Source organism: Methyloversatilis sp. XJ19-49 (genome assembly GCF_024580145.1).
In the GTDB taxonomy this organism is placed as follows: domain Bacteria; phylum Pseudomonadota; class Gammaproteobacteria; order Burkholderiales; family Rhodocyclaceae; genus Methyloversatilis.
The window spans coordinates 52045-74613 of record NZ_JANINI010000016.1 but is presented as its reverse complement, the minus strand read 5'-3'; the positions used below and the strand labels follow the sequence as shown (position 1 = coordinate 74613).

The 22569-nt window shown below is 66.1% G+C and carries 18 protein-coding genes; 11 read left to right on the top strand and 7 right to left on the bottom strand.

The features are described from left to right. The first annotated feature begins 411 nt into the window (after positions 1-411). From NMQ16_RS17030 to NMQ16_RS17020, 3 genes are all read left to right on the top strand, one after another. Complete coding sequence (locus tag NMQ16_RS17030) at positions 412-1464, top strand: class I SAM-dependent methyltransferase (RefSeq protein WP_257082139.1); 1053 nt, start codon at positions 412-414, stop codon at positions 1462-1464. Positions 1465-1520: 56 nt separating this feature from the next. Further along, positions 1521-2351 (top strand): iron-containing redox enzyme family protein, encoded by an 831-nt coding sequence (locus NMQ16_RS17025; RefSeq protein WP_257082138.1) that lies wholly within the window; start codon positions 1521-1523, stop codon positions 2349-2351. A gap of 126 nt (positions 2352-2477) precedes the next feature. Beyond that, positions 2478-3617, top strand: a complete 1140-nt coding sequence (locus tag NMQ16_RS17020; protein WP_257082137.1) for a glutathione-independent formaldehyde dehydrogenase — start codon at positions 2478-2480, stop codon at positions 3615-3617. A gap of 57 nt (positions 3618-3674) precedes the next feature. Here the strand turns inward: NMQ16_RS17020 and NMQ16_RS17015 are convergent, their stop codons facing one another. Continuing rightward, positions 3675-4598: a histone deacetylase gene (locus NMQ16_RS17015; protein WP_257082136.1), complete on the bottom strand. Its 924-nt coding sequence runs from the start codon at positions 4596-4598 to the stop codon at positions 3675-3677. Positions 4599-4766: 168 nt separating this feature from the next. Between NMQ16_RS17015 and ubiD the strand changes: the two genes are divergently transcribed. Beyond that, positions 4767-6260 carry a 4-hydroxy-3-polyprenylbenzoate decarboxylase gene (gene ubiD, locus NMQ16_RS17010; protein WP_257082135.1) on the top strand — a complete coding sequence of 498 codons (1494 nt, stop codon included), beginning with the start codon at positions 4767-4769 and terminating at the stop codon, positions 6258-6260. Between the two features lie 37 nt (positions 6261-6297). Then, positions 6298-7053, top strand: a complete 756-nt coding sequence (locus NMQ16_RS17005) for a molybdopterin-binding protein (RefSeq protein WP_257082134.1) — start codon at positions 6298-6300, stop codon at positions 7051-7053. 311 nt (positions 7054-7364) lie between these two features. On the opposite strand, the gene NMQ16_RS17000 is transcribed toward NMQ16_RS17005, so the two are convergent. The 5 genes from NMQ16_RS17000 to argH all read right to left on the bottom strand — a co-directional run bounded on the left by NMQ16_RS17000 (position 7365) and on the right by argH (position 13321). Next, positions 7365-7928 (bottom strand): phasin family protein, encoded by a 564-nt coding sequence (locus NMQ16_RS17000; RefSeq protein ID WP_069040689.1) that lies wholly within the window; start codon positions 7926-7928, stop codon positions 7365-7367. A 291-nt stretch (positions 7929-8219) separates the two neighbouring features. Then, positions 8220-9098, bottom strand: a complete 879-nt coding sequence (locus NMQ16_RS16995) for a fructosamine kinase family protein (RefSeq protein ID WP_257082132.1) — start codon at positions 9096-9098, stop codon at positions 8220-8222. Beyond that, positions 9095-10417, bottom strand: a complete 1323-nt coding sequence (locus NMQ16_RS16990) for a serine/threonine-protein kinase (protein ID WP_257082130.1) — start codon at positions 10415-10417, stop codon at positions 9095-9097. Before NMQ16_RS16990 ends, NMQ16_RS16995 begins: the two co-directional genes overlap by 4 nt. 3 nt (positions 10418-10420) lie before the next feature. Beyond that, complete coding sequence (locus NMQ16_RS16985; protein ID WP_257082129.1) at positions 10421-11731, bottom strand: serine/threonine-protein kinase; 1311 nt, start codon at positions 11729-11731, stop codon at positions 10421-10423. A 156-nt stretch (positions 11732-11887) separates the two neighbouring features. After that, positions 11888-13321, bottom strand: coding sequence for an argininosuccinate lyase (gene argH, locus NMQ16_RS16980; protein WP_257082127.1), 1434 nt, complete (start codon positions 13319-13321; stop codon positions 11888-11890). 95 nt (positions 13322-13416) lie between these two features. Here argH and NMQ16_RS16975 point away from each other — a divergent pair, with 95 nt between their 5' ends. After that, positions 13417-14418, top strand: coding sequence for a sensor histidine kinase (locus tag NMQ16_RS16975; protein ID WP_257082125.1), 1002 nt, complete (start codon positions 13417-13419; stop codon positions 14416-14418). Then, positions 14415-15200: a LytTR family DNA-binding domain-containing protein gene (locus NMQ16_RS16970; RefSeq protein ID WP_257082124.1), complete on the top strand. Its 786-nt coding sequence runs from the start codon at positions 14415-14417 to the stop codon at positions 15198-15200. The genes NMQ16_RS16975 and NMQ16_RS16970 overlap by 4 nt, the downstream gene beginning before the upstream one ends. Before the next feature lie 268 nt (positions 15201-15468). Here NMQ16_RS16970 and ppc read toward each other — a convergent pair whose 3' ends face one another. Beyond that, positions 15469-18252 (bottom strand): phosphoenolpyruvate carboxylase, encoded by a 2784-nt coding sequence (gene ppc / locus NMQ16_RS16965; protein ID WP_257082170.1) that lies wholly within the window; start codon positions 18250-18252, stop codon positions 15469-15471. A gap of 183 nt (positions 18253-18435) precedes the next feature. Between ppc and hemC the strand changes: the two genes are divergently transcribed. From hemC to NMQ16_RS16945, 4 genes are read left to right on the top strand one after another with little or no spacing between them, the layout of a single operon-like run. After that, positions 18436-19443, top strand: coding sequence for a hydroxymethylbilane synthase (gene hemC, locus NMQ16_RS16960; RefSeq protein WP_257082123.1), 1008 nt, complete (start codon positions 18436-18438; stop codon positions 19441-19443). Next, positions 19440-20243: a uroporphyrinogen-III synthase gene (locus NMQ16_RS16955; RefSeq protein WP_257082122.1), complete on the top strand. Its 804-nt coding sequence runs from the start codon at positions 19440-19442 to the stop codon at positions 20241-20243. Before hemC ends, NMQ16_RS16955 begins: the two co-directional genes overlap by 4 nt. Next, the gene (locus NMQ16_RS16950; protein ID WP_257082121.1) at positions 20240-21355 is read left to right on the top strand and encodes a uroporphyrinogen-III C-methyltransferase; all 1116 of its coding nucleotides are present in this window, start codon (positions 20240-20242) and stop codon (positions 21353-21355) included. The genes NMQ16_RS16955 and NMQ16_RS16950 overlap by 4 nt, the downstream gene beginning before the upstream one ends. Then, positions 21355-22518 carry a heme biosynthesis HemY N-terminal domain-containing protein gene (locus NMQ16_RS16945; protein WP_257082120.1) on the top strand — a complete coding sequence of 388 codons (1164 nt, stop codon included), beginning with the start codon at positions 21355-21357 and terminating at the stop codon, positions 22516-22518. Before NMQ16_RS16950 ends, NMQ16_RS16945 begins: the two co-directional genes overlap by 1 nt. Positions 22519-22569: the final 51 nt, after the last annotated feature.

Sequence of the window (22569 nt, the reverse complement as noted above, 5' to 3'; positions counted from 1 at the left end):
CAGTAGGCGATGCGTCGGCGCGCCGTACTTCAGGCCGGTCTGTCGGCGGATGCTCACCGCGCAACGGTGCTCGAACGCCGGTCTGCAGTCGGTGCGTTGTCGAACGCTGGCGACGCGCGATGACTTCGCCGCACCGGGTCTGTCCTGCGTCTGTGTGTGATCACGCACAGACTTCCAGCGCTCCGGGCGACATTGTTCCTGCACGAATCCGCGTGGGACACACCGATTTTCTGGCGTCCATCGAATCGAGTGATCGACGACAGCGAATGCGATCCCGTCTGCCCTGCAACACAACAATGAGTCATGACAAAACAGAAATCCACGCTACACATCGCGCCTGGAAGCGGCGCCCCATCGGGGTGCGCACCGTCTGCGCGCCCTTCTTCGGGCAGGACTGAACCGCTTCGCAATATGGAACAGATGACTCGCCAGACCGGAGCCCATGCGTCGTTGATGCAGGTCCCGCTCGACGCACCCGTCCTGCCTCAGGAATCTGCTGCATGGCACGCCACAGAACTCGACGCCCGCGCAACCCGCGAACTGGGTCGCTGGCTGCTGGGTGAGGGCTACCATCACACCACCGTGACGCCGGATACCCATGGTCGGGTATTGGCACACCGCGCCCTGCAGGCCAGAAACCTGCGTGACGTGTTCGGCTGGAGTCAGCCGTTCGCGCAGGAGCTTCTGCCCTTCGAAGCGCTTGACCTGCTCGCCCGTGCCGGTGCGCTCGAAACGGTTTCCGGCGGCCTCTTGCGCAGCCATATCCGCTTTTCCTCGCTGGATGACCTGTTGCTGGTGCATTCGGCCTATCCGACGACCGCTGCTGACGCGGTGTTCTTCGGTCCGGATACCTACCGATTTGCGCGGCTCATCGAACGCACGCTGTCGCAGTCCCGGACACCGATCTGGCAGATCATCGACGTGGGGTGCGGCACCGGCGCCGGCGGTCTGTTCGCTGCGCGTCGGCTGGGCGCATTGGCGCAGTTGACGCTGCTCGACCTGAGCGATGCGGCCCTGCACTGCGCACGCATCAACGCAGCCGTGTTCGGCATTCGCGCCGTCTGCCGGCGCAGTGATCTGCTGAGCAACGCGCAGGGCAGTGCCGACCTGATCCTGTGCAATCCGCCCTACCTGATCGACCCTGCACACCGCCTTTATCGCGATGGTGGCGGCACCTACGGAGATGACATTTCCATGCGCGTCGTAGTTGAATCCTTGCCACGTCTGAGGCCGGGCGGGCGGCTGGTCCTGTACACCGGCAGTGCGATCGTCGATGGCGTCGACTCGTTCCGCAGTGCGGTCGAGCCGGTGCTGCTGCGTGCCGGTGCGCGCTTCGAATACAACGAACTCGATCCTGACGTCTTCGGCGACGAACTTGACCAGCCTGCCTATGCGGGCGTCGAGCGGATCGCCGCGATCGGACTGGTCGTGCATGCGCCCGCTGCGGCGCCGCTCCGGATATGAACGAGGATCTTCATCGGCGGCTGGCCCGATTGAACCGTCAGCGACTTCAGCCCGGCATGGCCGACGCCCGGTGGCGTGCCGGTTTGCGCGAGCAATCGGTGCTGCGCGAACTCGAAGGCGCATTTGTCGAAGCAGAGCGGGCGGCACTGACCGAGCAGCTCGATGCCCTGCCGAGCGGTGCCGACGCTTTCATGAACTGGTTCGAAGCTCTCGCCGAGACCGGCCCGGGGCAGGACGACCCGTTATTCCGCTGGCTCGCCGACTCTGCCAGCCTGTCGCAGATGCGCTGGTTCATCACCCAGGAGATTGCCGGCGAGGCCGGCTTCGACGATCTGGTTGCGCTGACTCAACTCGGTTTGCCGCGGCAGGCGAAGCTGGAACTGGCGCGTAATTACTGGGACGAGATGGGCCGGGGCAACGAAGATGGCATGCACGGAACGATGCTGGAAGAGACGGCGCGCGAGCTGAATCTGAAGCCCGAAACCGCGAACACGGTGTGGGCCGCACTAGCGCTGGCCAATCTGATGCTCGCGCTGGCGAGCAACCGGCGCTACGCCTGGCAGTCGATCGGCGCACTGGGCGCGGTCGAAATGACCGCCCCCGGCCGTGTCGGTCTGGTCAATGACGGCCTCAAGCGACTGGGTGTGCCGACACAGGCCCGTCGCTATTTCCAGTTGCACGCCGGGCTCGACGTGCAGCACTCGCTGTGCTGGAACCGCGAGGTGATCCGCCCGCTGGTCGCCGCTGACCCCTCACTGGCTCGACCCATCGCGGAAGGGGCGCTGCTGCGTCTGCGCTTCGGCGCCCGCTGCTTCGCGCAATACCGCGGCGAACTGTGGATGGATCCCGCCGCATCGCCCGCAGTGATGGCGCGCAACGCGGCGTGAGCTGATCCGACCTGCGTGTGCTGTCGAACGGACCGCACGGGTGGAACGCTTGAAGCTGCGTCGACGAAAAGCCGACCCTGCACATTCCGCGGCAGGTTGCAGACCACACGATCAGGAGGATTTACAGTGAAAGCACTCGTCTACAACGGTCCGAATGAAGTCAGCGTCGTCGATGTTCCGGACGCCAGGATCGAGCAGCCGACCGACGTGCTCGTTCGCGTCACCACGACGAATATCTGCGGCTCCGACCTGCACATGTACGAGGGCAGGACCGACATGGAACCCGGCCGGATCCTCGGCCACGAAAACATGGGCGAAGTGATCGAAGTCGGCAAGGCCGTCACGCAGGTCAAGGTGGGCGACCGCGTGTGCCTGCCCTTCAACATCGCCTGCGGTTTCTGCAAGAACTGCGAGCGCGGCCTGACCGGCTTCTGCCTCACGGTGAATCCGGGAACGGCGGGCGGCGCCTACGGATTCGCCGGCATGGGGCCGTACAGCGGTGGTCAGGCGGATTACCTCAGGGTGCCGTTCGGCGATGTGAATTGCCTCGTGCTTCCGCCGGATCTCGAGGGCAAGGAAAACGATTACGTCATGCTGTCCGACATCTTCCCGACCGGCTATCACGCAACCGAACTGGCCGGCGTCGAAGCCGGTGACAGCGTCGTCATCTTCGGCGCCGGGCCGGTCGGTCTTATGGCCGCCTGCTCTGCAAAGCTGAAGGGTGCCAGCAAGATCATGGTGGTGGATGTGCTGAAGGACCGTCTGGCATTGGCCGAACAGCTCGGTGCCATCGCGATCGACAACTCCGACGGCACCGCGGTGGATCAGATACTGGACCTGACCGATGGCCAGGGTGCGGATCGCGGCTGCGAATGCGTCGGCTATCAGTGCTGCGATCACCACAATCTCGAGGTGCCGAATCTCACGATGAACAGTCTGGTGAGCGCGGTCGCGGCCACGGGTTCGATCGGTGTGGTGGGCGTATTCATCCCTGCCGATCCGGGCGCCGCCGACGAACTGGCCAGGAAGGGGCAGATCGCCTTCGATTTCGGCAAGTTCTGGATGAAGGGCCAGCGGATGGCGACCGGGCAGGCGAACGTGAAGGCCTACAACCGCAAGCTCTGCGCGCTGATCGCAGCCGGAAAGGCCACGCCTTCCTTCATCGTTTCGCACGAACTGCCGCTGAGCGATGCGCCCCGGGCATACAGGCACTTCGGCGCGCGTGACGAAGGCTGGACCAAGGTGGTGCTGAAGCCGGGCTCGTAACGTCCGCCCGTCCGCATCCCGGGGCGCAGCCGCCTGATCCGGCGCGTCAGGCCTGCGTCACGGCCAGATGCGCAGGGCCGCGGTGACGGTCGCGAAATGGATGTCCACGATGTCGTCGATGTTTTCCGCGTAGCCGCCGGCCATCGCTATGGCCAGCGGCAGATCGCGGGTGCGGCACCAGTCGAACACCCGGATGTCGCGCGCGGCCAGCCCGGGCTTGCTGAGCTTGAGCCGGCCGAGCCGGTCGCCCTCGAACGGGTCGGCGCCGGCCAGGTAGATGACGAACTGCGGCGCAAAACGATGTTCGAGCGTGGCCAGTGCGTCGTCGAGGGCGGCAAGATAGGCCTCGTCGCCGGTGCCGTCGGGCAGTGAAACGTCGAGGTGGCTGCATTCCTTGCGGAACGGGAAGTTGCGGTCACCGTGCAGCGACAGCGTGAACACATCCTCAGCCTGGCCGAGAATCTCCGCCGTGCCGTCGCCCTGATGCACGTCGAGGTCGACGATGGCCACGCGTTCGATGCCGTGCTCCGCCTGCAGCAGCCGGGCGGCGACCGCGGCATCGTTGAACACGCAGTAGCCGGCACCGCTGGCGTGCTTGGCATGGTGCGTACCGCCCGCCAGATTGACCGACACACCGTCGCGCAGCGCGCTCCTGCAGGCGGCGATGGTGGCGCCGGCGGAGCGGCGCGAACGTTCGATCATCTGCGGCGACCACGGAAAACCGATCATGCGCACTTCCTGCGTCGTCAGGTCACCGCGGCTGACGCGCGCCACATAGGCTGCGTCGTGCGCACGCACCAGTTCGGCGTCGGTCGCGGCCGGCGGTTCGCACAGCACGATGTCCGGAAGTTCGGCGGCCACGCGTTCGCGCAGCCGGCGGTACTTGTCCATCGGGAAGCGATGGGTGTCGGGCAGCGGCAGGACGAAGTGATCGGCGTACCAGGCGAGCATGTCGGGTGTGGGAGCAGGGTGGTCGCGCATTCTGACAGCGGGCCGCACACGACGGTTGCGACAGCTGTACCGGAACATCGGTGGCGCGTCGGTGTCTGTCGCCGCACCCGGGGTACGGCGCCGTCACTTATCGCTTACCATCGGTCGCGCCCTGTGCGGGATGCAGCAGGGCGCGAAGCACTGGAGCCGCAACACGACATGAAATACACGGATTTGCGCGACTTCATCGCGCAGCTCGAAAAGATGGGCGAACTGAAGCGCGTCGCGCGCCCGGTGTCGCCCAATCTGGAAATGACCGAAATCTGCGACCGCGTGCTGCGCGCGCAGGGCCCGGCCATCCTGTTCGAGAACGCGACTGGCTTCGACATGCCCGTACTGGGCAACCTGTTCGGCACGCCGGGCCGGGTGGCGCTCGGCATGGGCGTCAGCGGCGAGCAGTGGGCCGAGGCGTTGCGCGACATCGGCCGCACGCTGTCGATGCTGAAGGAACCCGAACCGCCCAAGGGCCTGCGTGACGCATGGGACAAGCTGCCGATGATCCGGCAGGTGTTTTCCATGGCGCCGAAGAAGGTGTCGTCGGCCGCCTGTCAGGAAGTCGTGTGGGAGGGCAAGGATGTGGACCTCGGCCGCCTGCCGGTGCAGACCTGCTGGCCGGATGACGCCGGGCCGCTGATCACCTGGGGTCTGGTCGTGACGCGCGGGCCGGACAAGAAGCGGCAGAACCTCGGCATCTATCGCCAGCAGGTGATCGCGCCCGACAAGGTGATCATGCGTTGGCTGGCCCACCGCGGCGGTGCGCTCGATTTCCGCGACCATGCGCGCAAATTCCCGGGCACGCCGTTTCCGCTGTCGGTGGTGCTTGGCTGCGATCCGGCAACGATACTGGGTGCGGTGACGCCGGTCCCCGATACGCTGTCCGAATACCAGTTCGCCGGCCTGCTGCGCGGCAGCCGGACCGAACTGGTGAAATGCATCGGCAACGATCTCGATGTGCCGGCAAGCGCCGAAATCGTACTCGAGGGCGAGTTGCGCCCGGACGCGAATCACCCGTCCGGTTACGAACACGCGCCGGAAGGGCCGTTCGGCGACCACACCGGCTACTACAACGAGGTGGCGGAGTTTCCGGTGTTCACGATCACGCGCATCACGATGCGCAGGAATCCCATCTACCACTCGACCTACACCGGCAAGCCGCCGGATGAACCGGCCATGCTGGGCGTGGCGCTGAACGAGGTTTTCGTGCCGCTGCTGCAGAAGCAGTTTCCGGAAATCACCGATTTCTATCTGCCGCCGGAAGGGTGCTCGTACCGTCTGGCCGTGGTGTCCATGCGCAAGCAGTACCCCGGTCACGCCAAGCGCGTCATGTTCGGCGTGTGGAGTTTCCTGCGCCAGTTCATGTACACCAAGACCATCATCGTGGTGGACGAGGACGTGGACATCCGCAGCTGGCAGGAAGTGATCTGGGCGATGACCACGCGCATGGACGCGCGGCGCGACACGGTCATCGTCGACAACACGCCGATCGACTACCTTGATTTCGCGAGTCCGGTTGCCGGTCTCGGCTCCAAGATGGGGCTGGATGCGACCAACAAGTGGCCGGGCGAAACCACGCGCGAATGGGGACGAACGATCGCGATGGACGCTGACGTGAAACGCCGGGTCGACGCGATGTGGTCCGAGCTGGGGCTCTGAGTTTTCTGCCGCGGTCAAACAACAAGAGGAATGCACCATGGCCATCGGCCTTTACATCATCGGCGACGAAATCCTGTCCGGGCGTCGTCAGGACGGTCACTTCGCCAAGGTCCGTGCGCTGCTCGGCGAACGCGGCCTGCAGCTGGCCTGGGTGAGCTATCTGGGCGATGAGCGCGAACGGCTGATCGACGCCTTCCGACGCTCGCTGGCCACCGACGACATCGTGTTCTCCTGCGGCGGCATCGGCGTCACGCCGGACGACCACACGCGCCAGGCCGCGGCCGCGGCGCTGGGTGTTGGCTGTGTGCTGCATCCGGAAGCCGAGGCGGAAATCCGCGCGCGCTTCGGCGCCGAAACGACGGAAAACCGCCTGCGGCTGGGCGAATTCCCGGCCGGCTGCGCCATCATTCCGAATCCGTTCAACCGCATTCCGGGTTTCAGCTGCGGTCATCACCACTTCGTGCCGGGCTTCCCGGAAATGGCCTGGCCGATGATCGAATGGCTGCTCGACAATCCTTACCGCGATCTGCACCACACGAGCGCCTGGCGCGAATCTTCGGTGTATGTGCCGAACGCGCACGAAAGCAGGCTGCTCGACATGATGGAAGCGATCGAGCGCGAGCATGGCGTGGCGGTGTTCAGCTTGCCCAGCTTCGGCAATGCTGAACGCGCCTATCCGCACATCGAACTGGGTGCCAAGGGCGAACCCGCGAAGGTCGCCGCAGCGATGGCGGCCATGCGCCACGAACTGATGCTGCGCGGTCTGACCGTTCAGGACGCAGCCGACCGCTGACGGCGGGGGCGGAGGTACGCGGCCGGGGCTACAGGGCGAGCCAGTGCTTCGGGCGGCGTACGGCGAAGTTTTTTTNCGCAGCCGACCGCTGACGGCGGGGGCGGAGGTACGCGGCCGGGGCTACAGGGCGAGCCAGTGCTTCGGGCGGCGTACGGCGAAGTTTTTTTGTGGGAGCGGCGGCCTCGCCGCGATCAGTGCAGCGATGGTCATCTTGCAGCGTGAGGATCGCGGCGAGGCCGCTGCTCCCACGCCGATCGACAGACGAAAAAAAGCCCCGCACTCGGCGGGGCTTTTTCATTCAGCTTGAAGAATCAGGCAGCGGCCTTCTTCTTCGCGGCGGTGCTGGCCGAACCCACGGCGCGCACGGTGGCCGACGTTGCGGCATTCACATTGGCTTCAGCCATTTCCACAGCTTGCTTGGCAGCCTTGCTCATGCTGTCGTAGGCGCTGTTGGCGGCGGCGATGGCCGACTTGACGGCGGCGACGGCGACGTCCGAACCGGCCGGAGCTTGCTTGGCGGCCTGGTCGAGCGTGGTGCTGACAGCCTTGTTCACTTCACCGACCTGAGCTTCGACGACCTTGGTCAGCTCTTCCTGAGTCTGCGAGAAGATTTCATAGACGCTGCGCGAGTAGGCAACGGCCTTTTCGATCGACGGCTGCACCAGACCACTCTGCAGCGAAACGATGTCCTGAACGTCCTTGGCACCCATCATGGTCTTCACGTTGGCGACGCTGTCTTCGAGCATCGAACGGGCGGTGTTCAGGTTCAGGGCGGCGAGGCGCTCGGTGCTTGCGAAGGCGGTGTTGGCCAGCGTCAGCAGGGCTTCGATGGTGTTCTTGTTTGCAGCGGCGAAATGTTCAGTCGTGAAAGCCATGGTGTAAGTCTCCATACATTTGATTGAAAGAGCGACCACGAAGCGAGCAGATCGTTAAACGCTGACGGGCCACCAAAATGCGTGCGGATCACACAGAACAGGAAACGTCTGTATTGCACCGCACCATGAGCACGATTATAGGGGTGAGCAAAACGAAGTCAAGCTGTTTTTGTTGCACTGCACACAAAATCTTTGAAGCGACTTCGCTAACGGAATCAATGTGATGTGAACAGTCGTTCAGATCAAGGTCCGCGTATCTGCTGCGCACTCAACATACGCGGGTGTATGTTTTCAGGTCAGTTCCGACAGCAATCTTGCTGCGGTGCGCTCGGTCTCTCGCAGATACGACGTGCCATGAAGGTTGTAGTGGTTGAGCAGGTGGTAGAGCCGATACAGTCCGCGCCTCGACGGAGCATTCGGATGGAGCGGCGAACGCTGCAGGTAGGCTGCGTACATCGCGGTCGGAAAGCCACCGAACATTTCGGCCAGCGCGAAATCCGCCTCGCGGTCACCGTAATGCACCGCCGGGTCGAACACCGTCGGGCGGCCGTCGCCATCGACGCCGGCATTGCCGTGCCAGAGGTCGCCGTGCAGCAGTGATGCCGCCGGGCGATAGTCGAGGAACAGCGCGCCGATCCGCTCGACGATGCCCTGGATGTTGCTGACGAATGACCCGCGCAGTCCGCCTTCGACGGCTGTCGCAAGCTGCGGCAGCAGGCGTCTTCTGGCGAAGAACAGCGGCCACGATTCGGAACTGCCGTTTTCCTGCGGGCTGTCACCCAGCCAGTTGTCGCGGTTCAGGCCGTAATGCGGTCCATGCACCGCGTGCAGCGCGGCCAGTGCTTCGCCGAAGCGCCGGCCGTCCTCGGCATTGCGCACCGGCTGCAGGTCCAGCCATTCGAGTGCGAGCCAGGCATATGTTTCGTTGCTGCCTTGCGAACGGATGGCCGGAGTCCGGAAGGTGCCGGTCTGCGACAGCAATGTCAGGCCGTCGGCTTCTGCCACGAATACGGCGGCCCGGTCAGCCGGCAGCAGCTTGACGAAGAGCGGCCCATGGCCGGTCTCGATCCGCAGCGCACGACGGGTGCGCCCGGCCGGCAGTTCGATGACTGCATCGAACCGGCTGCCCAGCGTCGCGGCGATATACCGTGCCAGCACCTCCAGCGTCACGCGCCCTGGCCCCAGCTGTCGGCGAGGCGTGCATTGGCCGACGACAGCCGGCTCGCCAGTACCTGCAGGAACACCTCGTAGAAACGCATGCGGCAGGTTTCGGACGCGCGGCGGATGCGTTCGCCGTCTATCACGAACAGCAGGCTGTCGGTATTGCTATGCACATCATTGGCACGCAGCTTCTGGTCGCGCGCGACGATCGACATTTCTCCGCAGCACTCGCCGGCGGTCAGTATGGTCAGCGTGCGGCCGAACTTCGATACCGATACGTCGCCCTCGGCAATCACATACAGGTGGTCGCCCTGTTCGCCGTCCTTCATCAGCAATGTGCCGGCGGCCACCCGTTCGAGCCGCGCAAAACGCGCGACCTCCCATAGCTCGACATCGCTGAAGTCGGTGAAGAAGGACAGGGTGCGCAACAGCCGGAAGTGCTCGGCGGCATCCGAATCCTCATCGCGCGGCCTGAGCCGGCGGTTGCGGAAGGCCTGGGCGAGGTCATGCGTGAACTCGGTCCAGTTCGCGTAGCGCAGTGCGATGTCCTTGTGCATGGCGCGCGCGACCACGGCGTCGAGCGCCGGCGGCAGGCCGGGCCGGTGCACCGACGGCGGCGGCGGCTCGACGTGGATGATCTGGTACACGAGGCTGTAGTTGTTGCTGGCCTGGAACGGCAGTTCGCCGGCCAGCAGCTGGTACAGCACGACGCCCAGCGAATAAATGTCGGTCTGGTGGTTCAGCGGCATTTCGCGCACCTGCTGCGGGCTCATGTAGGCCGGCGAGCCGACCCCTTCGACCTGGGTGCGCTGATTGGCAGTGAACATCGCCGCGCCGAAATCGGTCAGCTTGATGTCGCCGTCGCGCGTCAGCAGGATGTTGGCCGGCTTGATGTCGCGGTGCGTGATGCCGAGCTGGCACGCGTAGTCGAGCGCGCGCGTGCACTTGAACATCAGTTCGACGATGCGCTCGACCGGCAGCAGTAAAGGCCGCTGGGTATGTGCGTCCAGCGTGCCGCCAGCGACATATTCCATGACGATCCATGCTTCGTCGTCGCCGACCACCGCGTCGTGGATCGGCACGATGTGCGGATGCTGCAGCTTGTCGGCCAGCGATGCCTCGTTGATCAGCAGGTTGCGGTGCATCTTGCCGCGCGTGCGGTCATTCAGCACATCGGGATCGATGCACTTGATCGCGACCTCGCGCTGCGAAGTCGGATCCCAGGCCAGCCAGACGGTGCTGGTACTGCCGCGACCGATGATGCGTCGCAACTGGTAGCGGCCGAGCGTGCTGCCGGGCGGGTAGTCCTTCGGGCGCACGCTGTCCATCTTTCAGACGTTGGTGAGCCGCTGGTTGGCCAGCGCCAGCCGCTCGACCAGGATGCGCAGGAAGGCACGATCGAAGCGGTGCCGGCAGGGTTCCGATGCGCGCTCCAGTGCTGCATTCGCCAGATGGATCACCACCGACTCACACAATGTCGATACATCGGCACCGCGCGTGCCGTGCTCCGGCGTGAGCCAGGCCATCTCGCCGACGCACTCGCCGGCCGACAGCACGTTGAGCAGCTTGCGCGCCTTGGTCACCTTCACCTCGCCCTCGGCGAGAATGAAGAAGCCGTCGGCCGCATCACCCTCGCGCAGAAGTATCTGACCGCCCGCCACGCGGTGCCATTCACCCAGCCGTACCACTTCCCACAGTTCGACGTCGGTGAAGTCGCGGAAGAAGGCGAGCCGGCGCAGCGAGTTGAATTTTTCGCTGTCGGCGATCCGGTTGTCCTGTTCGCGCAGAGATTCGCCGCGAAAGGCCTCCGCCAGATCGAAGGAAAAGGCGTCCCAGGTCGGGTAGCGGTCGTCGAGCGACTTCTGCAATGCGCGCATCACGATGACGTCCAGCGCCGGCGGCAGCTCGGGCCGCAGCGCCGATGGCGGCACCGGCTCGGCGTGCGTGATCTGGTACATCATGCTGTAGTTGTTGCTGCCCTGAAACGGCAGCTGGCCGGTCAGCAACTGGTACATCACCACGCCGAGCGAAAAGATGTCGGTCTGGTGGTTCAGCGGGTGTTCCTTGATCTGCTGCGGACTCATGTAGGCCGGCGAGCCGACGCCCGACACCTGGGTTTCGCTGGCCGAGATCGACATCGCGGCGCCGAAGTCCGACACCTTCACATTTGTGCCCGGCTGGTGGTGACCATCGTTGCGCGGCTCTTCCACGCGCATGATGTTGGCTGGCTTCAGATCGCGGTGGATGACACCGAGCCGCCACGCAAAGTCGAGTGCGCGCGTGCATTTGAAGATCATTTCCAGCACGTCGCCGATCGGCAGCAGCCGGTCCGGCCGGGTGTGCGGCTCCAGCGTGCCCCCACGCACATATTCCATGACCAGATAAGCCGGATCGGCGTCAGCCACCGCGTCATAGATCTGCACGATGTGCGGGTGGGTGAGCTTGCCCGCCAGTGAGGCTTCGGCGATGAAGAACTTCTTCTGGAAACGCTCGGACTTGCCCCCTTCGCCTTCGGCTGCGCCGCGCGCGACGATCTTGATCGCCACGTCGCGGTTGCCGAACGGGTCGTGCGCGAGGAATACCTTCGAGGTCGCGCCTTCGCCGAGCAGACGCTGGATGCGGTATTTGCCGAGCAGGTCCATGTCAGCAGACTGCCCGGCAACTGGTCGATACGGTCCAGTGGCCGGCCATGATTCAGCCCGCCGCCAATCGCGCGCGCGCGCGCGCGATGGCGGCGCGGACCTGCTCCGGCGCCGTGCCGCCGATGTGATTGCGCGCCGACAGCGATCCTTCGACCGTCAGCACCGCGTACACGGATGCGTCGACNCCCGCCGCCCCCCCCCGGGGGCGCGGCGCCGGGGGGGGGCGCCGCGGACCTGCTCCGGCGCCGTGCCGCCGATGTGATTGCGCGCCGACAGCGATCCTTCGACCGTCAGCACCGCGTACACGGATGCGTCGACCAGCGGCGAGAACGATTTCAGCTCGTCGAGCGACAGGTCGGACACGTCGCACCCTTTCTGTTCGGCCAGACGCACCGCACGGGCCACCGCCTCGTGCGCATCGCGGAACGGCAGGCCGCGCTTGACCAGCCAGTCGGCCAGGTCGGTTGCGGTGGCGAAACCCTGACGCAGTGCGGCGCGCATCGCATCGGGCTTGACCCGGATGCCGGTCATCATGTCGGCGAAGATGGTGAGCGTGTCGCGCAGCGTGTCGGCGGTGTCGAACAGCGGTTCCTTGTCTTCCTGATTGTCCTTGTTGTAGGCCAGCGGCTGGCCCTTCATCAGCGTGAGCAGCCCGACCAGATGGCCGTTGACGCGGCCGGTCTTGCCACGCACCAGTTCGGGTACGTCCGGGTTCTTCTTCTGCGGCATGATCGACGAGCCGGTGCAGAAGCGGTCGGCCAGATCGATGAAACCGACGCGCGGGCTCATCCACAGGATCAGTTCTTCCGACATGCGCGACAGGTGGATCATCACCAGTGCCGCGGCCGCGCAGAACTCGATGGCGAAGTCGCGATCGCTGACCGCGTCGAGCGAGTTTTCGGTCACCGCCTCGAACCCCAGCTGCTCGGCGACGAAGTGACGGTCGATCGGAAAGCTGGTGCCGGCCAGCGCGGCCGAACCGAGCGGCAGGCGGTTGGTGCGGCGGCGGCAGTCGATCAGGCGTTCGCGGTCGCGCTGCGCCATTTCGAAATAGGCCAGCAGGTGGTGGCCGAAGGTGACCGGCTGCGCCACCTGCAGGTGGGTGAAGCCGGGCATCGCGGTGTCGGTGTGCTGTCCGGCCAGATCGAGCAGGGCGGACTGGAAGTCGGTCAGGCGGGCGAGGATGACGTCGATCTCGTCGCGCAACCACAGCCGGATGTCGGTCGCCACCTGGTCATTGCGGCTGCGGCCTGTGTGCAGGCGTTTGCCTGCGTCGCCGACCAGTGCGGTCAGGCGCTTCTCTATATTGAGGTGTACATCCTCGTCATCGAGATTCCAGTCGAACTGCCCGTTCTCGATTTCCGCCTCGATCTGCGTCATGCCGCGCCGGATGTCGTCCAGATCGGTCTGCGCGATGATGCCCTGACGCGCCAGCATGGCGGCGTGGGCCAGCGAGCCGCGGATGTCCTGCCGCCACATGCGGCGGTCAAAAAATACCGAAGCGGTGTAACGTTTCACCAGTTCGGACACCGGCTCTGAAAAACGGCCCGACCAGGCCTTGGTCGGCTCGGGCTGCGAAGGATGGCTCATGATGGCAACAGGTAGAAGAAACGCGCGATGAGAAGCGTCGGAAAATGGACTGCAAGTATAGGCCACCGGGCAGTCTGCCCGTCGCGGAGCGCCGCTTGAGGCCGTCGCGCGCGCCTGACTGGCGCAACCTGGGCGTGGTGCTGCGCACCGTGTTGCTGGTCAACGCACTGGCTGCGTTGGCGCTGCTGGCGCGCAACCGCAGCTGGGACGCGCTGCTGCTCGACGCGATGGAAATGGCAGCGCGGGTTGAACCGGCGCTGCTGATGACGCTGCTGCTGCTCTATCTTGCGGCGCCACTGTTCGCTCGCCTGCCGGTGCGCGCAGGCTGGGCGCTGGTGGCGCTGTGCGCGCTCGTCTGTACCTTTCTCGCCGAAGCCATGACCGGCTGGGCGATCGAGGACATGAAGGCATGGCCAGTGCGCGAGGCCTTGTGGGCGCTGCTCGCGTCGGCTGCGGCGATGGTCTATTTCACCGTGCAGGAGCGCGCGCTCGGCCCGGCCATCGCGCAGGCGCGTCTGATGGCGCTGTCGGCGCGCATCCGGCCGCACTTCCTGTTCAACAGCCTGAATGCGGTGCTGGGCATCATGCGCGAGGACCCGCGTCGGGCCGAACGGGCGCTCGAAGAGCTGTCCGACCTGTTCCGCGTGCTGATGCGCGAAAACCGCGAACTGGTCACGCTGGGCGAGGAACTGGCGCTGTGCCGCCAGTACATGGCGCTGGAAAAGCTGCGTCTGGGCGACCGGCTCGGCGTGCTGTGGCAGACCGATGGCTGCCCGCCGGACGCCCGCGTGCCACCGCTGATGCTGCAGCCGCTGCTCGAAAACGCGGTCTATCACGGCGTCGAGCCGATGGCCGGCAATGGTGAAGTCAGGGTCAGCGTGACGCGCAGCGGCAACGAAGTGGTGGTCGAGATCGATAATCCGGCGCCGCCGCGCGACGGCCGGATGTCCGCGCATGGCGGCGGCAACCGCATGGCGCTGGACAATATCCGTGAGCGGCTGATGCTGTTCTTCGACCTGGAAGCGCAACTGGATGCCGGCGAGCAGGATGGCCTGTACCGGGTGCGCATCCGCTTTCCTTATCGGGCGGCCACATGATCGATCGGCCGGCCGAACTGCGCGTCTTCATCGCCGACGACGAGGCGCCGGCCCGCCTGCGTCTGCGCGCACTGTTGTCCGACATCGCACCCGAACTGCCCAATCGCGTGGTCGGCGAAGCCGCCAACGGGCATGAGGCGCTTGACGCGCTGCAGGCGCTGCCACCGCACGATGCGGCCGATCTGGCGCTGGTCGACATCCGCATGCCAGGCATGGATGGCATTGAACTGGCCGCGCACCTCGGCCGGCTGCCGGCGCCACCGACGCTGGTGTTCTGCACCGCCTACGACCAGTACGCGGTGCGCGCCTTCGAACTGAATGCGGTCGATTACCTGCTCAAGCCGGTGCGTGCGGCCCGTCTGCTCGATGCGCTGCGCCGCGTGCCCGGCCGGGCGGTGCCGGCCGACGTCGTGCAGAGTCTGTTGCCCGGCGGACGCCTGCACCTGTCGTGCAGCGAGCGCGGCCGCATCCTGCTGGTGCCGGTGCGCGACGTGCTGTATCTGCGCGCCGAACTCAAGTACGTCACCGCGCGCACCGCCGAACGCGAATACCTGCTGGAGGAACCGCTGGCTGCGTTGGAGCAGGAATTCGTCAGCCGATTCGTGCGCATCCACCGCAGCTGTCTGGTCGCGCGCGATGCCGTGGTCGGTTTCGAGCAGGTGCGCGACGGCACCGACGGCCACTGGGCAGTCGTGCTGAAAGGTCTGGAAGAGCGCCTCCCGGTCAGCCGCCGGCAGTGGGCGCAGGTCAAGGCGGAATTCGCGGAGGCCGGGCGCGGGTAGCCGACTCTGCATCCGCAGGCGTCTGTTCCGGGGCATGTGACCGTGGGAGCGGGCCCCGTTCGCGCGGCGAGAAGCGAGATTTTTGTGGGAGTGGCGATCCACTGCCGGCCCTGCAGGCGGCGAGCAGTGCTCGCCGAAACCCCCGCTCCCACAGTCACAGCTCCCGCAAGTGCCGCTTCGACCGAAGAATTCCTTGCTGGATGGCGGTTTTGGCTGTGCAGACGGAGCGTGTGACGGGCGGGGCCCGTCACACGCACGCCTTGCCGAATCAGCCGCTGTTGCGCAGCGCCGCAGCCACGCCATTGATGGTCAGGTGGATCGACCGGCGCGTGCGTTCGTGGCGGTTGCCGCTGCGGAACCGGCGCAGCAGTTCCACCTGCAGGTGGTTCAGCGGCTCCATGTAGGGGAAGCGGTTGCGGATCGAGCGGGCGAGCAGCGGATTGGTGGACAGCAGTTCCGGCGCGCCGGTGATCTGGCTCACCGCCTCAAGCGTGGCCTGCCATTCCGCGCGGATGCGCGAAAAGATCGCCGTGCGCAGCGCTTCGTCCTCGACCAACTCGGCGTAGCGGCTGGCGATCGCGATGTCGGTCTTCGACAGCACCATGTCGATATTGGAAATCAGCGTCGCGAAGAAGGGCCACTCGTGCACGATGGCCTGCAGCCGCGCCAGCCCGTCGGCGTGCTTGGCGCGATATTCGTTCACTGCGGTGCCGAAGCCGTACCAGCCGGGCAGCATGAGGCGGCACTGTGACCACGAAAACACCCATGGAATCGCGCGCAGGTCCTCGATCTTCTGGCCCTTCTTACGCGAGGCCGGGCGCGAGCCGATGTTCAGCTCGGCGATTTCCGAAATGACCGTCGACTCCCAGAAGTACTTCTCGAAGCCTTCGGTTTCATAGACCAGATTGCGGTAGGCCTTGAAGGCATAGCCGGACAGCTCTTCCATCGCGTCGGTGAACTCCGGCGGCGCATCGCCTTCGCGCTTGCCCAGCAGGGTCGCCTCGAAGGTGGCGGCGGCCAGCACTTCCAGGTTGCGACGGCCGACATCCGGATTCGAATACTTCGACGCGATCACCTCGCCCTGTTCGGTGACACGGATCTGGCCCTGCACTGCGCCGGCCGGCTGCGCGAGGATGGCCTGGAAGCTCGGGCCGCCGCCGCGACCGACCGAACCGCCGCGGCCGTGGAACAGACGCAGCCGCACGCCGTGCCGCTTGAACACCTGCACCAGCCGTGTTTCCGCCTTGTACAGCTCCCAGCCCGAAGTCAGGAAGCCGCCGTCCTTGTTCGAATCGGAATAGCCCAGCATCACTTCCTGCGTCGTCGAGCGGGCATCGAGCAGCACGCGCCAGATCGGAATGGTGAAGATGCGGTCCATGACGCGCGGCGCATTGCGAAGGTCGCCGATGGTTTCGAACAGCGGAATGATGTTCATCGCGGCGCGCCGCTCATGCACGTTCAGCAGCCCGACTTCCTTCAGGATCAGCGCCACTTCCAGCATGTCCGACACGCCGTCGGCCTTGGAAATGATGTAGTTGGGCAGTGCTTCGGGGCCGTACAGCGCGTGCATCTGCGCCGCCGTGCGGGCGATCGCCAGCTCACCTTCGGTTTCTTCCGAAAACTGCATGAAGCTCGAGGTCAGCGGCCGCGGCGTGCCCAACTCGTTGATCAGGATTTCGATGCGCTGCTCTTCGCGCAGCTCGAGGTAGTTGTTGCACACGTGCGCGTTGGCGAGCAGTTCGGCGATCACGCGTTCATGCACATCCGAGTTCTGCCGCAGGTCGAGCGCGGCCAGATGAAAGCCGAACACTCGTGCCGCATGGCGCAGGCGGCGCAGCCGGCCGCGCGCGATCAGGCGCGACTTGTGGCCGATCAGCGAATCGTGGATCACGTCGAGGTCGCGCACGAATTCGGCGGCGTTGCGATAGGGGTCTGCGTCGCCGACTGCCTTCCAGAGCGCCTCATGCTGGTCGAGCGTGCGCGCGGTGGCGGCCAGCCGGGCATAGATGCCGGCCAGCGCGCGCCGGTACAGTTCGTCCTCTCGGTGCGGCGACTTGTCCGGTGCGGTGGCGGCCAGCACACGCAATTCGTCGCTGACATTGTTCAGCATCATCGTCGAACACAGGTCGGTATCGAGGATGTGTACCTGGGTCAGGAAATAGTCGAGCGCGCGGGCCGACTGCACGCGCAGCGTCGAGCGCAGCACGTCGGCGGTGACGAACGGATTGCCGTCGCGGTCGCCGCCGATCCACGAGCCCATGCGCAGGAAGCTGCCGATGACGCGCTTGTGCTCCGGAAAGGCCGCTTCGAGCTGGTCCTCGACCGCGTTGTAGACGCGCGGCAGTTCGCGCAGGAAGGTGTAGTCGTAGAAGGACAGACCGTTGATCACCTCGTCGGCGACCGACAGGCGCGTACGCCGCAGCATGCGCGTCTGCCACAGCGAAGTGATGGTGCGCCGCACCGCTTCGTCGTGGTCGGCCAGTTCCTCGGGGGTCAGGCGGGTGCGGTCGCGCTCGTCGATCAGGCGGGCGATCTTCATTTCCTGGCTCAGGATGCTCTTGCGCTGCACCTCGGTCGGATGCGCGGTCAGCACCGGCACCACCAGCGCGTCGCGGAAGAAACCGAGAATTTCTTCCGCCGGAACCTTGGCGTCGAGCGCCTTGCCCAAAGCATTGGCCAGCGTGCCGGGCCGCGGTGCGTCGCCGGCGATGGCGTGCGCCCGGGCGCGCCGGATGTGATGCTGATCCTCTGCGATATTGGCCAGATGCAGGAAGTAGCTGAAGGCGCGCACCACGATGATGGTGTCGTCGTCGCTCAATCCGTTCAGCAGCTTCGCCAGTTCTGCGCGCGCTTCGAGGTCGTCATCCCGGCGGAAGCGCACGCACAGCTGACGTACGTTCTCGATGATTTCGAACATGCGGCTGCCTTCCTGTTCGCGCACCACGTCGCCCAGCATGCGGCCGAGCAGGCGGATGTCGTCGAACAGCGGCTGGTCCTTGTCGTGTGCGGCGCGTTCGTGCGTCGCAACGGGCGTCTGGGCCTGTTGATTCACGTGCAATCCTTCCAGAAGATCGGTCAGGTCGGGAACGACGCCGCCGGCCAGCGTTGGCAGGGCAGTGCGTTCCATTCAGGGCTGCTAGAATCCGAGGCCGTTTCGCGCGCTGCCTGCAGGAGCCGGTGGGGCTCCTGATCACGCTGGTGCGCGGTGTGTTCACCTCACGCCCCCTTATCCCTCATGGACTACCCGGCCGGCCTGGAGAACGTGGTTTCGGATCTGTCGAACCCCGTCCTGCAGCATGAAACCCAAGCTTACCCGAAGCCCGCGCGCATCGTGATTGCGTCACGCGAATCGCGGCTCGCGATGTGGCAGGCGGAACACGTGCGTGACAGATTGTCCGCCCTCTACCCCGGCACCCAGGTCGACATACTGGGCATGACCACCCGCGGCGACCAGATTCTCGACCGTCCGCTGGCCAAGGTTGGCGGCAAGGGACTGTTCGTCAAGGAGCTCGAAGCCGCGTTGCTCGAGGGCCGCGCCGATCTGGCGGTGCATTCGATGAAGGATGTGCCGATGACACTGGCCGACGAGTTCGCGCTGGTGGCCACGCTGGAGCGCGAAACGCCTCAGGACGCCTTCGTTTCGTCGCGCTATGCCAATCTCGACGAGTTGCCGCCGGGCGCCGTGGTCGGTACCTCCAGCCTGCGCCGCGAAGCGCAGCTGCGTGCCCACTTTCCATATCTCGCCGTGACCAGCCTGCGCGGCAATCTCGATACCCGGCTGCGCAAGCTCGACGAAGGCCAGTACGACGCGATCATCCTGGCGGCCGCCGGGCTGAAGCGACTCGGCCTCGGTGGACGCATCCGTGCAATCATTCCGGTCGAGCTGTCGCTACCGGCAGCCGGGCAGGGCGCGCTCGGCATCGAGGCGCTGTCGTCGCGACCGGAGGTGGCGGCCTGGCTGGCACCGCTGGTATGCGGGCCGTCGCAGGCCTGTGTGCGCGCCGAACGATCGGTCTCGCGGGCACTGGCCGGTTCCTGCGAAGTGCCGCTGGCCGCCTATTGCGTGGTCGATGGCGGTGCGTTGTGGCTGCGCGCCCGGGTCGCCCTGCCGGATGGCACGCGCATCGCCGCCGCCGAAGTGCGCGGCAACATCGCCCAGCCGGACGAACTGGCTGCCGAATGCGTGGCGCTGCTGCGTGCCGACGGTGCGCAGGACATCCTCGAAGCCCTGGACACTCGATGACCGGGGCAGGCAGCGCGCTGGCCGGACGCCGTGTGCTGGTCACCCGCCCGCGCGCCCAGGCGGCTGCGCTGGGCGAGGCGATCCGCGCAGCCGGCGGTGAGCCGCTGCTGCTGCCGCTGATCGACATCGAGCCACTGGACGATGTGCAGGCGGTCGCCGACGCCGCCGGCCGGCTCGACACGCTCGCGCTGGCCATCTTCGTCAGCGCGAACGCGGTGGCGCATGCGCTCGACGTGATGCTGCCGCTGCACCCGTGGCCGGCGGCGCTGCCCGCTGCCACCGTCGGCGAGCAGTCGGCGCAGGCACTGCGCGCGCGCGGCATAACGCGAGTCATCGTGCCGCAAGGCCGCTTCGACTCCGAGGCGCTGCTGGCATTGCCGGAACTGTCTGCCGCCGCGCTCGCCGGTCGCCGGATACTCATCTTCCGCGGCGACGGCGGTCGCGAACTGCTCGGCGACACGCTGCGCGAGCGCGGCGCATCGGTCGACCACGTCACCTGTTACCGTCGACGTGCGCCGACCGAAGGCGCCGCCATGCTGCACGAGGCGGTGATGGCCGGCCGGCTGCATGCGTTGACCCTTACCTCGTCCGAATCGGTGCGCAATCTGCGCGCGCTCGCGACACCGGATTGTTTCGAGCGGCTGAGTGGCTTGCCGCTGTTTGTGCCGCATGCGCGCATCGCCGAACAGGCAGCGGAACAGGGTTTCACGCGGGTGATCGAGACGGCCGCCAGCGACGCCGGCCTGATGATCGGTCTGACCGACTATTTTTCGCAGTACGCCTCCACCGAATCGACATGACAGACCCGTCCCCGAATTCCGCAACACCGATGCCGTCCGCAGTGAACCCCGAACGGACCGATGTCCCGTCCGGGGCCGCGCCCGATTCGCGGGCCGCGCGCGAAACCCGCCTGCCGGGCTGGCTGCTGCCGGTGGTCGTGTTCGTGCTGATCGTTTTCGGCCTGCTCAGCTTCTTCATGGTGCAGCGCATGCGCGTGCTCGAAGCCGAACTGAACAAGCGGGTGGCGGCCGTCGGCGCGCAGGCGGTTGAAGCGAGCCGCGCGAACGAACAGGGTGCCGAAGGCATGGCCAGCCATGGCGAGCGACTGGGCAGCCAGGAAGCGCAGCTGTCCGAGCTCCGCGCGCGCATCGACGCCTACGAGTTTCTGGCGGACGATCTGGTGCGCACTTACGACGAGCGCGCACTGGCCGAGGTCGAACATGCGCTGGTGCTCGGCCAGCAGCAGCTGCAGCTGGCCGGAGACGCCAAGCTGGCGCTCAGGGCACTGTCCGGCGCCGAAGCACAGCTGGCGCGCAGCGACACCGGCCGCTATCTGCCGCTGCGGCGCGCCATGGCCAATGACATGGAACGCCTGCGGCGCGCACCGATGGCCGATCTGGCAGGGCAGGCGCTGCGCATCGACACTTTGCTGGCCGCCATCGACACGCTGCCGCTGGCTTTCGAGCGTTCGCCGTCGGAACCGCCGGCTACACCTGCCACGCCGGTTGCCGACACGTCCTTCGTCGAGCGCCTGCTGCAGGACATCTGGGGCGAATTCCGTCAGCTGGTGCGGATCGAGCGGCTGGATCGCCCGGATCCGGTGCTGCTGGCGCCGTCGCACAGCTTTTTCCTGCGCGAGAACCTGAAACTTCGCCTGGTCAATGCGCGTATCGCGCTGCTGCAGCGCAATGGTGCGATCTGGCGGGAAGACATCCGGCTGGCGCGCGAGTGGGTGGAGCGCTACTTCGACACCCGCGCGCGCGCCACCGAGAACGCATTGACCACTTTGCGCCAGCTCGGCATGGTGGATCCCGGCGAAGCGCTTCCCGACCTCAACGAATCGATGAGTGCGCTGGCGCAGCTGAAAGCCAGTCGCCAGCGCGTGCCGGTCGTGCGCGAGGGGGCGAACTGATGGTGCGCCTACTGCTCTGGCTGCTCGGCCTGTGCGTGCTGGCGGTCGGCCTGGTGATCGCGGCGCGCGAGAACGACGGCTTCGTGCTGCTGCAGTGGTCGCACTGGCGCATCGAGCTGTCGCTCAATTTCTTCATCGTCGTGCTGTTGCTGGGCGTGGCCGCGCTGTACAGCCTGTTCCATTTCGTCGACGGCCTGCTGCGCATGCCGGCGCGCGCGCGCCGATACCGCCTGCGTCAGCGCCGTCAGCGCGCGGTCACCGCGCTGCGCGATTCGGCACGGCTGTACTTCGAAGGCCGTTACGGTCAGGCGCAGCGCAGTGCCCGGGTGGCGGTCGAAGGCGGCGAGTCACCCGGACTGGCGGCATTGATCGGCGCGCGCGCGGCGCATGAAATGCGCGAGTCCGACCAGGTCGACGACTGGCTGGCCCAGGCGGCGCAGCATGACGATCTGCGCACCGCCCGCCTGATGACCGAAGCAGGCATCCTGACCGACCGTCGCGATTTCGCCGATGCCCTCACCCGCATTGACGCGCTGCAGTCCGGCGGTCAGCGCCATGTTGCGGCACTGCGGCTGGCGATGCGCGCGCGCCGCGGGCTGGGCGACTGGGTCGGCCTGCTGCGCGTGGTACGCCTGCTCCAGAAGCATCGTGCGCTGACGCCGGAGCAGGCCGCACCGGTGCGCCGACAGGCGCACATGGGTGCGCTGCGTGAGGCCGACCCGGCTGATCTTGACGCCTACTGGCGCGACTTGCCCGCGCTTGAGCGGGAAGATGCACAGGTGGTACGCGCCATGTGCGAAGCACTGATCGCCGATGGCCAGCAAACGCAGGCGCGCAAGCTGATCGAGGCGCAGCTCGACCGCGAATGGGATTCCGCACTGGTCGTTCTGTACGCCGAAACGGACGGCAGCGATGTGCAGGCCCGCATCGGTCGCGCCGAAGCCTGGTTGCGCGTGCATCCGGGGGATGCCGGCCTGCTGCTCGCACTGGGCCGGCTGTGCCGCACGCAGCAGCTGTGGGGCAAGGCACAGAGCTATCTCGAAGCGGCCCTGGCCGTGCAGCCGACGCGTGGCGTGCATGTCGAACTGGCGCTGCTGCACGAACACCTCGACCGAGGCGAGGATGCGCGCAGTCATTTCCGATCGGCTGCGCTGATGGGTTGAATCGTCATGCCATCTGGCATGATTGGGTCATTCCGCTTTTTGCCCATCCAT

Coding starts and splice junctions, on each gene's coding strand:
- NMQ16_RS17000 (WP_069040689.1), bottom strand. CDS start 7,928: ATGGCTTTCACGACTGAACATTTCGCCGCTGCAAACAAGAACACCATC.
- NMQ16_RS16950 (WP_257082121.1), top strand. CDS start 20,240: ATGACAGACCCGTCCCCGAATTCCGCAACACCGATGCCGTCCGCAGTG.
- NMQ16_RS16955 (WP_257082122.1), top strand. CDS start 19,440: ATGACCGGGGCAGGCAGCGCGCTGGCCGGACGCCGTGTGCTGGTCACC.
- NMQ16_RS17015 (WP_257082136.1), bottom strand. CDS start 4,598: ATGCGCGACCACCCTGCTCCCACACCCGACATGCTCGCCTGGTACGCC.
- ubiD (WP_257082135.1), top strand. CDS start 4,767: ATGAAATACACGGATTTGCGCGACTTCATCGCGCAGCTCGAAAAGATG.
- NMQ16_RS16945 (WP_257082120.1), top strand. CDS start 21,355: ATGGTGCGCCTACTGCTCTGGCTGCTCGGCCTGTGCGTGCTGGCGGTC.
- NMQ16_RS17030 (WP_257082139.1), top strand. CDS start 412: ATGGAACAGATGACTCGCCAGACCGGAGCCCATGCGTCGTTGATGCAG.
- NMQ16_RS16990 (WP_257082130.1), bottom strand. CDS start 10,417: ATGGACAGCGTGCGCCCGAAGGACTACCCGCCCGGCAGCACGCTCGGC.
- NMQ16_RS16985 (WP_257082129.1), bottom strand. CDS start 11,731: ATGGACCTGCTCGGCAAATACCGCATCCAGCGTCTGCTCGGCGAAGGC.
- hemC (WP_257082123.1), top strand. CDS start 18,436: ATGGACTACCCGGCCGGCCTGGAGAACGTGGTTTCGGATCTGTCGAAC.
- NMQ16_RS17025 (WP_257082138.1), top strand. CDS start 1,521: ATGGCCGACGCCCGGTGGCGTGCCGGTTTGCGCGAGCAATCGGTGCTG.
- NMQ16_RS16970 (WP_257082124.1), top strand. CDS start 14,415: ATGATCGATCGGCCGGCCGAACTGCGCGTCTTCATCGCCGACGACGAG.
- NMQ16_RS17005 (WP_257082134.1), top strand. CDS start 6,298: ATGGCCATCGGCCTTTACATCATCGGCGACGAAATCCTGTCCGGGCGT.